Source organism: Arthrobacter sp. P1_B11 (assembly GCF_056406715.1).
Genome location: NZ_JBFTZQ010000002.1, coordinates 104,877 through 118,301, shown reverse-complemented (window position 1 = coordinate 118,301; position 13,425 = coordinate 104,877). Strand labels below are relative to the sequence as shown.

Genomic DNA, 13,425 nt, shown 5'->3' with positions numbered 1-13,425 from the left:
TGATGGGAGGACACCACGCCGCGTCAGGAGCCGCGGCGTGGATAGCTGTTGCCTCGACGGGACCGTACGCCCTGGGCTGGTACCCCCTGGATGCCACCGGCGTACTGATCGGCGGCATGGCGACCGCGGGGACCGCCCTGGTGTGCGACTGGGACCACCGCTCCAGCACCATCGCGCACTCCCTGCCGCCGCTGTCCAATGCAATTGCGGTGGGCATCGAGAACGCCAGCGGCGGGCACAGGCAGGGCACGCATTCGGTGCTGGGGGCAGCCTTCTTCGTGCTTCTTGCAGCCATGGCCGGCCAGATCCAGCTGCAGACGGGCTCTGGGGTACTCTCGGTGGGCGCCGGCGTGCTGTGCATGTTCATGATCAACATCGCGGCCAAGGCCCTGAAGCTTTTTCCGAAGTCCGGCTGGATCACCAACTGGGTCTTCGCCCTCACCATGGCAGGGCTGGTGACCTGGTTCGCGCCGGACCAGTGGACCTGGCTGCCGGTGTCCATGCTGACCGGCGTCGTGGTCCACATCGTCGGGGACCTCGTGACTACCGGGGGAGTGCCGCTCCTCTGGCCGCTCGTGATCAGGCCACCGAAGTTCTTGCGCCGCCTGCCCGTGCTGAAGAGCTTCTGGCGGCCGAACGGGGCGCTGTCCATCCCTCTCTTGGGACGGGCTGGATCCCGGCGGGAATGGCTCGTGCTCATTCCGGTCAGCGCCTACGCCATGGTGGGCATGTGCCTCGCAGCGTTGACCCTGGCGGGCACCCACTTTCCCGCCGCCCTGGCCCTCGCCGGCAGACTCGCCGACAGCCTGCCGGGCCTGCCCTGACAGTTGAAGCCGCGTTAAATACCCGAAGCTCCGGAAAGTTCCGGAGCTTCGGGTATTTAGGCTGCGGCCGGGCGGGTCAGTGCTCGCCGGCGGAGTCCGAGCGGCCGAGGATGGTCTGCGGGATCCAGAAGGCGAGGGCGAACAGGCCCAGGCATACGGCCATCGGCCAGGGGTTCTCCAGCGACAGGAAGGACAGCGAGTAGATGGCTCCCAGGAAAAGGGCCATCATCACTGCGAAGAGGACAACGCTGGTGACCAGGCTGTTCTCGTTCTGGGGTGTCTGCGTGTCGATCTTGCTGGACATTCGTTCCTCCTCGGCCCCGTGGGGCTCAAACTGTGGCGGCCGCCGGCGGATCAGTAAGCGGACGAACCCTGTTCGCCCTTGACGATCGCAATTCCGGAGCTGGCACCAATACGTGTTGCACCTGCAGCAATCATAGCCTGAGCGTCCGCCAGGGAACGCACCCCGCCGGAGGCCTTGACGCCGAGGCCGGGACCGACCGTCCGGCGCATCAGGGCGACATCTTCCACGGTGGCGCCGCCGCCGTTGAAGCCTGTGGATGTCTTGACGAAGTCGGCTCCGGCCTCGACGGCTGCCTCGCAGGCCAGGATCTTCTGGTCGTCGCTGAGCAGGGCGGTCTCGATGATGACCTTCAGGATTGCCTCGCCGGCGTGGACGGCCTCGGCCACCGCCTTGATGTCGTCCACGAGCGCGCCCTTGTCTGCGGCGCGGGCGTCGGCGATGTTGATGACCATGTCGATCTCGTCGGCACCGTCCAGCACGGCGCCCCGCGCCTCGAAGGCCTTGACGTCGCTGGGGGTCGCTCCGAGCGGGAATCCGATCACCGAGCAGGTCAGCACGCCGGAGCCCTTGAGGGCGGTTTTCACGGTCTTGACCCAGACGGGGTTGACGCAGACCGACTTGAACCGGTACTCGGCAGCCTCGGCACATACCTTGAGGATCTCCGCCTCACTGGCTTCCGGCTTGAGCAGCGTGTGGTCGATATAGGAGGCGATGTTGGACGGTTCAGCACCGACGACAGGGGTTCCTGCGGGGCTTGTTGCAGTGCCCGCTCCCGGGCTGGCTTCGTTGCTCATGCTGGTCCTTTCCATGGGCCTCGTGGGCCGCAGTCTCCGCGGTTGTCGCGGTTCCTTGAGTGACCATCTTGCCATAGCCGGCCGCCTCTGCCGGAGGCTATGCGGCAGCAGCCAGCCGAACGTCCGGGACTGCTGTCATCAGCTCTGCCGCGCAGACGCCCGCGGCGGAATCTGAGGCCACAAGCAGGCCCAGCCTGACGCCGTCGAACGACGCCGCGTCACCGATTGCCCAGATGCCGGGCACTGACGAGCGGAAGTCCCTGCCGACGGCGACGCCGCCGGACGCGGCAGTCTGGACCCCTGCACTGGCTGCGAGACGGTCCCGGGCGATCCGGTCTTCGGCGAGCACCACGAGGTCGCCGTTCATGCGGCTGCCGTCATCGAAAACAATGCCGGCGGCCGGCAGTACGGAGCCGGCCGGGGAGGGGACGACGGCGGCTGGCCGGGCGGTCGTCCGGACGGGTCGGACACCCCTGGCGCGGAGCACGGCCTCGGCCTGCCCTGCGGCAGCGCCGGTGCCGACGAGGATTCCGAGCGGCCGCCGGCCAAGGACCCTCGTGACCACCTTGACGGCGTCGCCGATCTTCGCGGCGTCATCGATGGTGGAGTAGCTGAGGCACCGGCTGGAGCCCTCAACCAGCGAGTGGGCGGGCGTCGAGCCGGTGGCGATCACCAGCTGGTCATAGCCAAAGTCCATACCGTCGGCTGTGGTGACCACACGGGCTGCGGCGTCGATGTGGCTTGCAGGCTGGCCGAAACGCACGGAGACAAACGGCAGGGCCGCGAGTTCCAGCAGCTCATCGGGCGCGTCGTCACGGCTGCTCAGCACGGTGACAGTTCCCCGGAACCTGGCCGTGGCGAGCTGGCGGACCAGCGCCTGGGCGGCGGGGCCTGCGCCGGCGATGACAATCTTTGGCGCCGAAGCAGGCGAACCTACGGGAGATGCGGATGCGGATTCGGAGGCGGGTGCGGTGGCAAATGGCGGAAACTGTGCCGGAGCGGACATGTGGGGGCCCTTTCAGATGCTGCACCAGGCGGGCCGGATCTCGGGCCCTGTTGTGCTGATGGGACCCAGCGTAGGCGGCCGGCTTTTCGCGCAGGTTTCCCGGCTGTTGCGGAAATATCCCTGCCTGTTCGCCAGTGTTTACCCGCCGGTAATACAACCAACGCGGGGTCACTCCGCGCCCATTCCACACGCTGGGATGGGCGCGGAGTGACCCCGCGTTGCTGAGGCTGTCCGTGCGCTAGACGCGGATCCGGTAGCCCCGCTTGACCACGGTTTCCACCAGGCTGCCGTCCGGCAGGGACGACCGCAGCCGGCTCACGGTCATGTCGAGCGCGTGCACCGAGCCGCGCAGTTCCAGGAGTTCGGAGAGCGACTCCCGGGAGAGGACCGCACCTCCCGCGCCGAGGAGTGCCCGCAGGAGCAGCAGGGGCGCCGGGGCAACCTCCACCGGCTCGCCGTCGATGCGCAGCGAGCGTCCGCGCAGTTCCACGAGGCCCGAGCGGGTGTCCAGCCGGCGGACGTGGTTCAGGGCCAGGTGCTCGCACACCAGCCGGATCAGGGCGCCCATCCGGAACCGTTCCGGAACCAGCGGGGTGATTCCGGCGTCCAGCAGCGGCTGGGCGGTCACGGGACCTACGACGGCGGTGGTGACGGTGGTCTTCAGGCATTCCACGAGCTGCTTGTACAGTCCCATTTCGTGCGCTGTGCTCCACATTGCGTCCACTGCCGGGGCGCTCGTGAAGGTCAGGACGTCCAGGTTGCCGCTGCAGGCGGCCTCGATCAGGCGCGGTAGGCGATCGGCGCCGTCGGGCTTAACCCAGCGGTACGGGGTGACGGTGAGGACTGTCGCGCCGGACATCCGGAGCCGCTCGAGCTGGCGCACGTCCGTGTAGCCGTGCAGCTGCACCGCCACGGTCTTGCCGCGCACACCCTCGGCCAGCAGCATGTCCACCAGAGTGGCGGTGGTTTCGTCGCTGCTGATGCCGACGTCGGCAAGGCCGGCCGCGCGGACAGCGCCGCGCGCTTTGGGCCCCCTGACGAACATCCGGCAGGCAGCCAGGGTTTCGAGCAGTTCCTCCCCGATCCCGGAGGCGTCCGCCGCTTCGCACCAGCGGCGCATGCCGTAGGCGGTCGTGGCGATGCAGAGGTCGGGCTTCGCGGCAATGATCGCCTTCGTGTCCTCGATGAGGCTGATGTCCTCGTTCACCGGGGCGATCTTGAGGGCGGGGGCGTGCAGCACTTCGGCGCCGCGGCGCTCCAGTGCCTCGATCAGGTCGCGGGAGCGGCGGTGTGAGGTGACGCCGATCCGGAATCCTTCCAGCGGAGATTCGGCAGCCTCAGGCGCAGCCGATTCCTGCAGCTTTGATCCTGCCTGGCCTGTTGCGGCGGGGGCAATGGCATTCAATGCGCTCATGTCGTTCACGAACCCAGCAGCGAGGCCGCCAGGCGGTCAAGATCGGCGGCGGCCTCGGCATGCCCGCGGTTGGCCTCAGCCACGCGCACCACCTCGCCGATGACCAGGACGGCGGGGTTGCTGCAGCCGGCGGCGGCGGAGGCGATCGTCCCTAGTTCGGCGATCGTGGTCCGCTGTCCGGGCCGGTAGCCGCGCTCGACCACGGCCATCGGCATGTCGGCACGCATGCCGGCCCGGCGCAGTCCCGCGGCCAGGTGGTGCAGCGTGCCGATGCCCATCAGGACCACAATCGTGCCGCCCAGGCCAGCCAGGTGGGTGAGCTCCTTGTCGGTCAGCGGCGCGTGGCCGGACACGACGGTGAACATGTGGCTGACTTCGCGGTGCGTCACGGGGATGCCGGCTGCAGCCGGTACCGAGATGGCGCTGGTGACGCCGGAAATCACGCGGACGGGAACGCCGGCGGCGACGCAGGAAGCAACTTCCTCGCCGCCGCGGCCGAAGACGTAGGGGTCCCCGCCCTTGAGGCGGACCACGTTGTTGCCCGCCAGGGCGCTTTCCACCATGAGCTTCTCGATGTCGCCCTGGCTGACTTTGTGGTGCCCGGGCTTCTTGCCGACGTCCACGAGTTCGGCCGAGGTAAGGGACGGGAGCTCCTGGTAGGGGGCCAGCCGGTCGTAGAACACGACGTCGGCATCGCGCAGCGCCTTGATGGCCGCCACGGTCAGCAGTTCGGTGGTGCCGGGGCCGCCGCCCACGAGAGTCACGTGGCCGACCGGGCCGGCTGCCGGTTCGGCAGCCACCGGGATGCCGGTTGCGCGGCACCTGTCCAGCAGGGCCTCCCAGCCGGGCTGGCCGTCGTCGATCGCTGCCACGAGGAACGGGCGTTCAGGCAGCGGGCCGTCATGCCCGGCACCCTGCGGGGTGCTGAGGCGGTAGACGACAGCGCCGGCGGCCTCGTAGCGGCGCACGGCCTGGCGGGCTGCGTGGTCGGAGCCGGTGACCAGGACTTCGCGGCCGGTGAGATCAATGCTGAGCTGCATGCCTATACCTCGTTCTCATCGCTGGGCCTCATGGGGATGGAAGCCCCGATCAGGACCTTCCCTTTTTCCTCTGCCGTGGCCGGGCGCATCTGGCCGCGCTCGTCGGGGACGAAGGAAATGGAGTCGTCCTTCTGGTCGGGGGCGTTGACGAAGGAGCGGAACCGGCGCAGGCGCTCCGGATCCTTCAGGGTGTCAGCCCATTCGTCCTCGTAGGTGTCAACATGCTTGGCCATGGCCGCCTCGAGTTCCTCGGCGATGCCCAGGGTGTCATGCACCACCACGTCCTCGACGTGCTTGATGCCGCCGTCGAGCTCCTCCTGCCAGCGGGCGGTGCGCTGCAGCCGGTCCGCGGTGCGGATGTAGTACATGAAGTAGCGGTCGATGTACTTGATCAGTGTCTCGTCGTCGAGGTCCTTGGCCAGCAGCTGGGCGTGGGCCGGGGTGGCACCGCCGTTGCCGCCGACGTACAGGTTCCAGCCGTCGGCGGTGGCGATCACGCCGACGTCCTTGCCGCGGGCCTCGGCGCATTCGCGGGCACAGCCGGAGACTCCCATCTTGAGCTTGTGCGGGCTGCGGAGGCCGCGGTAGCGCAGTTCCAGCTGGATGGCCATGGCCACCGAGTCCTGGACGCCGAAGCGGCACCAGGTGGAACCGACGCAGGACTTCACCGTGCGCAGGCTCTTGCCGTAGGCCTGGCCGGACTCGAAGCCGGCATCCACGAGTTCCTTCCAGATTTCCGGGAGCTCTTCCAGCCGCGCACCGAACATGTCGATCCGCTGGCCGCCGGTGATCTTGGTGTACAGGTTGTACTTCTCGGCCACGGCGGCAATAACGCCGAGCTTCTTCGGGGTGATCTCGCCGCCGGCGATGCGGGGGACCACCGAGTAGGTGCCGTCCTTCTGCATGTTGGCCAGGGCGCGGTCGTTGGTGTCCTGCAGTGTGCCGCGGCCGGCGTCGAGCACGTAGGCGCTGTTCTGGCTGGCCAGGATGTTGGCGATGGTCGGCTTGCAGATGTCGCAGCCGGCGCCGGTGCCGTACTTGGCCATGATCTCTTCGAAGGAGGTCAGTTCGAGGACGCGGATGGCATCGAAGAGTTCCTGGCGGGACAGCTCGATGTGCTCGCAGAGTGCCTTCGAGACTTCGACGCCGGACTTGGTCAGCTCGGTTTCGAGCAGCTTCTTGAGCATCGGCACACACGAACCACAGCTGGTTCCTGCGCGGGTGCAGCCCTTGAGCTCGCCGAGTTCCTGAACGGGAGCGTTGCCGTCGCAGGCCCCGCAGCCGTTGACCGTGTCCCGGATGGTCCCCGCAGACACGTTGTTGCAGGAACACAGAATGGCGTCGTCCGGCAGCTCGGTCTCGGGGGCGTCGCCGCCGCCGGCCGCCGTCAGGTAGGCACCCGGTTCAGCGGGAAGCTCACGGCCCAGGAGCGGGCGCAGGCTGGTGTACGGAGTGGCGTCGCCCACGAAGATGCCGCCGAGCAGGGTCTTGGCGTCATCCGTGGTGACGATCTTCTGGTAAACACCGCGGGCAGGGTCCGCGTAAACGATTTCGAGGGCGTGCTCGGTCTTGGCAAAGGCATCACCGAAGCTTGCAACGTCAACACCTGACAGCTTCAGCTTCGTGGCGGTGTCAAAGCCAGGGAAGGTCGCCTCGCCGCCGTGCAGGCGGTCTGCCACGATTTCGGCCATGGTGTTGGCCGGAGCAACGAGGCCGAGGCACATGCCGCCGAAGTTCGCCACTTCACCGATGGCCCAGACACCGGGGACCTGGGTGGAGCAGTCATCGTTGATAACCACGCCGCCGCGGGGGCCAAGATCAAACAAGGACTCCTCACCCTCGGCGGCGCGGAAGAGTTCATCGCGGGGCCTGACGCCGATGGCCACGATCACCAGATCAGCGGGGATGGTGCGGCCGTCGGCCATCAGCACGCCGGTGACCTGCCCGTCGTCGTCGGCAAGAATTTCGGTGGGGAACACGCCACCGTGGACCTCGAAGCCCTTGGATTCGATCAGGCGGCCCAGCGCCTGGCCGGCGCCTTCATCGAGCTGGGTGTTCATCAGCCAGGGGGCGCCGTTGATGACGACCGGGGTTGCACCGAGCTGCTCGGTGCCGGCTGCGGATTCCAGACCCAGCAGCCCGCCGCCGATGGTGACGGCATTGATCTTGCGGCCAAACTTCTCGGTGAGCTCGGCGATGGACTTGTTGATCGCCCGGACGTCTTCGAGCGTGCGGTAAACGTGCACGTGCTCGGCGCCGGGGATCGGGAGCCTGGCCGCATCAGAACCGGTGGCAACCACGAGTTCGTCGTATTCGTACGTGCTGCCGGCGGCGGTTTCTACGGTCTTGCCCGTGGTGTCGATCTTAATTACGCGCTCGCCGGTCTTCAGACTGAGTACGTCGTGGTCCCACATGGATGCGGCGCCAAGCGTGAGGTCAACGGTGCTGTCCGTGAGGGCCTTGCTCAGGGCAACGCGGTCATAGGGCAGGTGCGCTTCCTCCGTGAGAACAGTTACCTGCCAGCCTTCGAGGCCACGCGCATGCATAGCATCCGCAAAACGGTGGGCTGCGGGGCCGCCGCCGGCGACCACGATGCGGCGTGGTGTCTCTGTGCTTGAAGTCTGTTCGGTCACTGTGGGCCTTTCGCTGGGCCGCAGACGGTGCTCTGCAGCTTGTCCATCCAGACTAGGCAAAGGGAATTTCGCTTCAGTTTCCCTTATGTTTCGTGAACTTAACTTCTGCATCACGAACAGGTTTCGGGACAGGTGAGGTGTCTTTTACGTTCCGGACACATTGACTGCACGCCTCTGAAACACCGGCAACCTAGCTTGAATATACCGCCGCATTGGCGGCTGAAGCAGGCCGCAATACGCCTCGCGGGAACCGGCCTTCCGCCGGGAAGCAGGCACAGGGAGAGGAGCCGACATGACGGCAACACTGGAACTTGAGGATCTTGAAACCGGATACGCCACTGGCTGGCACCGGGTCTGCGCCGTGGACGAACTGGAGCTCGCCTGGGGCGAAGCGGCACTTGTTGCCGGCCGCCAGGTGGCGTTGTTCCGCACCGCACCCGGTGAGGTTTTCGCCGTCGCCCAGGAGGATCCGGCCACCGGCGCCTTCGTGATGGCACGCGGCATCCTCGGGTCGCGTGGCACCCGCCCCACCATCGCGTCGCCGCTGCACAAAGAGGTTTACGACCTTGAGACCGGCGAGTGCTTCGGCGATGCCGGACTGCAGCTGGCCACGTTCAACACCCGCGTCGAAGACGGCTACATCGAAATCGAGCTCTAGCCCGACGCTCCTACAGTCCCAAAGCCTCGCGGACGTCGCCCAGCACCTGGTCCAGGGCGGCCCGCGCGGCCAGCCGGGCCTCCGGCAGTTCGGCGGCAGATCCCACGCTCCGGATGACTTCCAGGTAGCACTTGAGCTTCGGCTCGGTGCCGCTGGGGCGGATGATCACGCGCGTGAGGTCTCGGGTCAGGTAGACGAGGCCGTCCGTCGGCGGCAGTTCGTCGCTGCCTTCGGCCAGGTCGATCGACGATTCCACGGCGGAGCCGCCGAACGATTCCGGCGGGCTCACGCGGAGCCGGTTCATCATGGCATCCAGCAGGCCGAGGTCCGCTACCCGGATGCTCAGCTGATCACCCGCGTGCAGACCGTGCACCAGGTACAGCTCGTCCAGCGTGTCGAAGATGGTCTTGCCACCCGCCTTGGCAGCCGCCGCGAGCTCGGCGATCAGGACCGCCGCCGAAATGCCGTCCTTGTCCCGGACGAGGTCGGGGGCCACGCAATAGCCCAGCGCTTCTTCGTAGCCGTAAAGCAGGCCAGGCACGCGGGAAATCCACTTGAATCCCGTGAGTGTTTCCTCGTGCGCGTAGCCGGCCGCGGCGGCGATGCGCTGCAGCAGCCGTGAGGAAACGATCGAATTGGCGAACACGCCGTCGTGCGCTTCTTCTGTGGAGGCCGCCAGCCGCTCCACAACGTGCGCGCCCAGCAGCGCGCCCACTTCATCGCCCCGCAGCATCCGCCATGCGCCCGTGTCCGGGTCCTTGGCCGCCACCGCAGCCCGGTCGGCGTCGGGGTCATTGGCCAGGACGATGTCCGCATCAGCCTCCACGGCGGCCGCGAGGGCAAGGTCCAGGGCGCCGGGTTCCTCCGGATTGGGGAAGCTGACAGTAGGAAAGTCCGGGTCGGGCTCGGCCTGCTCGCTGACCAGCGAGACGTCGGCGAAGCCGGCGGCTTTGAGAACGGCAACGGCCGTGTCGCCGCCCACTCCGTGCATGGGCGTGAGCACGATCTTGAGGTCGCGGGCGGGGAAGAGGTCCCGGTTTGCCAACGCCGCCGTGGCGGCCTCATAGTCTGCGGTGATGCCCGGCTCCAGCACGGTCCAGCCGTCCTCGGCCAGCAGGATGGTGTCCAGCGCTCCCACCATGTCGATCTCCGCGGCGATCAGGGCATCGTACGGCGCAACGATCTGCGCGCCGCGGCCGCTCTCCTCTACGGCATGGCGGCCCAGGTATACCTTGTAACCGTTGTCCTGCGGCGGGTTGTGGCTGGCTGTGACCATCACTCCGCCGTCGCAGTCGAGCGCCCGCACGGCATAGGCCAGGAGCGGAGTGGGCAGCGCGGCCGGCATGAGGAAGGTTTCGATGCCTGCCGCTGTGAAGATCGCGGCGGTCTCTTCGGCAAAAATGTCCGAGTTGTAGCGGGCATCAAAGCCGACGACGGCGCGCGGCCGGGTTCCGGGCGACGCGTTTTCCACCGCTGCGGCCAGGAAGCCCGCGAAACCCGACGCTGCGCGGCGGACCACCACACGGTTCATCCGGTTGGGCCCGGGGCCTAGCGCTGCCCGGAGGCCGGCTGTGCCGAACTGCAGGGTTCCGCTGAAGCTGTCCTGCAACTGCTGAATGGCCGCCGGTGTGCCGGCTTCGGCGAGTGTCAGCAGCTCGGCCAAGGCCGTGGAGGTCGCGGGATCCGGGTCCTGGTCGGCCCATGCACGGGCGTCGCTGAACAGCTGGGAATCGGCAGCGGAAGAGGTCATAGGAACCAAGCTATCGTCAAAGCAGTGCAGAGCGGTGCCGGACAAGCCATCCGTCCGGTCACTTCCCGCCGGGATGCCGGGCCTTCGGCATCCCTTGACACCGGAAATTCTGGACACGTAGTGTCTCGGAATGAAGATGAACCAGGGCGTGGAGTGGGCCCTGCACTGCTGTGTGAATATGGCATGGACTCCTGCGGGAGAGGCCATCAGCAGCGCCAAGCTGGCCGAGCTCCACAAGCTGCCCCCGGCGTACCTGAACAAACAGCTCCAGGCCCTGGTGCGTGCCGGAATCCTTGACTCGGTTTCGGGGCCGAAGGGAGGCTTTCAGCTATCGCGGCGGCCGGACAAGATCACCGTGCTGGATGTTGTGCTGGCCATCGAGGGCAGGGACCTGGCCTTCCGCTGTGACGGCATCCTCAAGAACGGCCCGGGCGGCGACATGGGAGAGGACTACACGCGGAGCTGCCTCATCTCACAGGCGATGCGCCATGCCGAGCTGGCCTGGCGCACGGAGCTCGCCCGCCAGAACGTGGCAGGTATTGCGCAGTCCATCGAACGCAGGTTTCCGGACGCGCGGCCTGACACCCTGGCGCAGCTCCTCGGAACAGACAACCGGCCGGAAAGCTGACGGCTCACAGCCTGGCGATGATCTCGGCGAGGAGCTTGGAGATGCGCGGCCCGGCTGCATGGCCCGCTTCGAGCACTTCCGCGTGGCTGAGCGGAACCGGGCTGATGCCGGCGGCGAGGTTGGTCACGAGCGAGATGCCGAACACCTCCATGCCGGCGTGCCGTGCGGCGATGGCCTCCAGCGCGGTGGACATGCCCACGAGGTCGGCGCCGATCCGCTTGGCGTACTGGACCTCGGCCGGCGTTTCATAGTGCGGCCCGGTGAACTGCGCGTACACGCCCTCGTCCAGCGAGGAATCTACCTCACGCGCCAGGCCGCGGATGCGGGACGAGTAGAGGTCTGTCAGGTCAACGAAGGTGGCCCCTTCGAGCGGTGACGTGGCGGTGAGGTTGATGTGATCCTTGATCAGCACAGGCGTTCCGGGTGCCCAGTTTTCGTTGAGTCCGCCACAGCCGTTGGTGACCACCAGGGCCTTGCAGCCGGCGGCGGCCGCGGTGCGGACTCCGTGGACAACGGCACGGACGCCCTTGCCCTCGTAATAGTGGGTGCGGGCCCCAAGCACCAGTGCGCGCTTGCCTTCCCTGGTCAGCACCGAACGGATGGTGCCCACGTGGCCCTCCACGGCAGGGGCGGAAAAGCCCGGCACCTCGGAGGCCATCAGGGTGGCCGTGGTCTCACCGATCAGGTCGGCTGCCTCACCCCAGCCGGAGCCGAGGACCAGCGCGATGTCGTGCGACTCGACGCCGGTTTCTGCAGCGATGTAGTCGGCAGCCGTGCGGGCCGCCTCGAACGGGTCAGTGTTCAGGAATTCTGTATTACTCACTGGTACAAGCTATCGTGCGGGCGCCGCGGTGGACAGCGCAAACTCAGCCGCCCGGGGACCGCGGGGTCAGCCCTGGTTGTTGGTGGTGCGGCGCCATGTGGGAGAGAATGGTTGATTGTGACTATGCACCCTGATTTCAGCGCACCCCGAATCGCAATTCTCGGCGGAGGCCCGRGTGGCTACGAAGCCGCCATGGTTGCCGCCTCGCTGGGGGCCAAGGTCACCATTATTGAGCGTGCCGGCCTCGGCGGATCAGCCGTGCTGACCGACGTCGTGCCTTCCAAGACGCTGATTGCGACGGCGGACCTGATGACCCGCGTCGGTGAGGCGGGGGAGCTGGGGGTCAAGTTCGACGTCGACGGCGGTGACTTCGTCCCCGTGATGCGTGCGGATCTCAAGCACATCAACGACCGGCTGCTCGGCCTCGCCCGCCAGCAGTCCCGGGACATCACGGCCGGCCTGGAGCAGCAGAACGTCCGCATCCTGCTCGGTTCCGGCAAGCTGGTGGACAACCGTACCATCGAAGTCCTGACCGCCGACGGCACCGAGACTGTCGAGGCCGACGCCATCCTGCTGACCGTGGGGGCCCACCCGCGCGAGCTGCCGACTGCGCGGCCTGACGGTGAACGCATCCTGAACTGGGCCCAGATCTACAACCTGGACGAGCTTCCCGAAGAACTGATCGTGGTGGGGTCGGGCGTGACCGGCGCCGAGTTCGCTTCCGCGTACAACGGCCTGGGTTCGAAGGTCACCCTGATTTCCAGCCGTGACCGGGTGCTGCCCGGTTCAGACACTGACGCCGCGGAGGTGCTGGAGGAAGTGTTCGAGCGCCGCGGCGTGCACGTCCTGTCCCGCTCTCGGGCCGAAACTGTGGAGCGGACCGAGGATGGCGTGGTGGTCACCCTCGGGGACGGCTCCAAGGTCACCGGAAGCCATTGCCTGGTCTGCGTGGGCTCCATCCCCAACACTGCCGGAATCGGTCTCGAAGAGGCTGGCGTGGCGCTCACCGAGAGCGGCCACATCAAAGTCGACGGCGTTTCCCGCACCACTGCGCCGAACATCTACGCCGCCGGCGACTGCACCGGCGTTCTCGCGCTGGCCTCCGTCGCAGCCATGCAGGGCCGAATCGCCATTGCGCACTTCCTCGGCGACAGCGTGACGCCCATCAAGCTGCACCAGGTGGCGTCCAACATCTTCACCTCGCCGGAGATCGCCTCCGTGGGTGTTTCCGAGGCCGAGATCGAGTCCGGCAAGTATCAGGGCGACATCGTCAAGCTCACGCTGAAGAGCAATGCCCGCGCCAAGATGCGCAACGCCAAGGACGGCTTCGTCAAGATCTTCGCCCGCAAGGGCTCGGGCACCGTGATCGGCGGTGTCGTGGTGGGGCCGAACGCATCTGAACTGATTTTCGCGATCTCCATCGCGGTCAAGCAGAAACTGCACGTGGACGATGTCGCCAGCACCTTCGCGGTCTACCCGTCACTGAGCGGTTCCATCTCCGAAGCAGCCAGGCGCCTGCACGTCCACATGTAGCAGTTTGCTCCTAGCCAG

The 13,425-nt window shown here is 67.2% G+C and carries 12 protein-coding genes; 4 read left to right on the top strand and 8 right to left on the bottom strand.

Translation table 11 applies throughout. The annotated features are described in order from the left end of the window. Nucleotides 1-2 precede the first annotated feature (2 nt). Entirely contained in the window at nucleotides 3-824 is an 822-nt protein-coding gene (locus AC1D14_RS02705; RefSeq protein ID WP_230119831.1) for a metal-dependent hydrolase, read from the top strand. 76 nt (nucleotides 825-900) lie between these two features. On the opposite strand, the gene AC1D14_RS02700 is transcribed toward AC1D14_RS02705, so the two are convergent. The 6 genes from AC1D14_RS02700 to nirB all read right to left on the bottom strand — a co-directional run bounded on the left by AC1D14_RS02700 (nucleotide 901) and on the right by nirB (nucleotide 8,015). Further along, nucleotides 901-1,128 (bottom strand): hypothetical protein, encoded by a 228-nt coding sequence (locus AC1D14_RS02700; protein WP_230119830.1) that lies wholly within the window; start codon nucleotides 1,126-1,128, stop codon nucleotides 901-903. A 50-nt stretch (nucleotides 1,129-1,178) separates the two neighbouring features. Next, nucleotides 1,179-1,922 carry a deoxyribose-phosphate aldolase gene (deoC, locus tag AC1D14_RS02695; protein WP_230119829.1) on the bottom strand — a complete coding sequence of 248 codons (744 nt, stop codon included), beginning with the start codon at nucleotides 1,920-1,922 and terminating at the stop codon, nucleotides 1,179-1,181. A 97-nt stretch (nucleotides 1,923-2,019) separates the two neighbouring features. Then, the gene (locus tag AC1D14_RS02690; RefSeq protein WP_230119828.1) at nucleotides 2,020-2,928 is read right to left on the bottom strand and encodes an FAD-dependent oxidoreductase; all 909 of its coding nucleotides are present in this window, start codon (nucleotides 2,926-2,928) and stop codon (nucleotides 2,020-2,022) included. A gap of 238 nt (nucleotides 2,929-3,166) precedes the next feature. Then, nucleotides 3,167-4,333, bottom strand: coding sequence for a uroporphyrinogen-III synthase (locus tag AC1D14_RS02685; protein ID WP_476880996.1), 1,167 nt, complete (start codon nucleotides 4,331-4,333; stop codon nucleotides 3,167-3,169). Nucleotides 4,334-4,347: 14 nt separating this feature from the next. Then, nucleotides 4,348-5,382, bottom strand: a complete 1,035-nt coding sequence (cobA, locus tag AC1D14_RS02680) for a uroporphyrinogen-III C-methyltransferase (protein WP_230121260.1) — start codon at nucleotides 5,380-5,382, stop codon at nucleotides 4,348-4,350. A 2-nt stretch (nucleotides 5,383-5,384) separates the two neighbouring features. Further along, nucleotides 5,385-8,015 carry a nitrite reductase large subunit NirB gene (nirB, locus tag AC1D14_RS02675; protein ID WP_476968021.1) on the bottom strand — a complete coding sequence of 877 codons (2,631 nt, stop codon included), beginning with the start codon at nucleotides 8,013-8,015 and terminating at the stop codon, nucleotides 5,385-5,387. 292 nt (nucleotides 8,016-8,307) lie between these two features. On the opposite strand from nirB, the gene nirD reads away from it, so the two are divergent. Continuing rightward, nucleotides 8,308-8,673: a nitrite reductase small subunit NirD gene (gene nirD / locus AC1D14_RS02670; protein WP_230121262.1), complete on the top strand. Its 366-nt coding sequence runs from the start codon at nucleotides 8,308-8,310 to the stop codon at nucleotides 8,671-8,673. Nucleotides 8,674-8,683: 10 nt separating this feature from the next. Here the strand turns inward: nirD and AC1D14_RS02665 are convergent, their stop codons facing one another. After that, a complete protein-coding gene (locus AC1D14_RS02665; RefSeq protein ID WP_230121263.1) occupies nucleotides 8,684-10,423 on the bottom strand; it encodes a phospho-sugar mutase in 1,740 nt (579 codons plus the stop codon). Nucleotides 10,424-10,553: 130 nt separating this feature from the next. On the opposite strand from AC1D14_RS02665, the gene AC1D14_RS02660 reads away from it, so the two are divergent. After that, nucleotides 10,554-11,051 carry an RrF2 family transcriptional regulator gene (locus AC1D14_RS02660; RefSeq protein ID WP_230121264.1) on the top strand — a complete coding sequence of 166 codons (498 nt, stop codon included), beginning with the start codon at nucleotides 10,554-10,556 and terminating at the stop codon, nucleotides 11,049-11,051. Nucleotides 11,052-11,055: 4 nt separating this feature from the next. Here the strand turns inward: AC1D14_RS02660 and AC1D14_RS02655 are convergent, their stop codons facing one another. Continuing rightward, the gene (locus AC1D14_RS02655) at nucleotides 11,056-11,874 is read right to left on the bottom strand and encodes a purine-nucleoside phosphorylase (protein ID WP_230121265.1); all 819 of its coding nucleotides are present in this window, start codon (nucleotides 11,872-11,874) and stop codon (nucleotides 11,056-11,058) included. A 117-nt stretch (nucleotides 11,875-11,991) separates the two neighbouring features. Here AC1D14_RS02655 and AC1D14_RS02650 point away from each other — a divergent pair, with 117 nt between their 5' ends. Continuing rightward, nucleotides 11,992-13,407 (top strand): NAD(P)H-quinone dehydrogenase, encoded by a 1,416-nt coding sequence (locus tag AC1D14_RS02650; protein WP_476968020.1) that lies wholly within the window; start codon nucleotides 11,992-11,994, stop codon nucleotides 13,405-13,407. The last annotated feature ends 18 nt before the right edge of the window (nucleotides 13,408-13,425 follow it).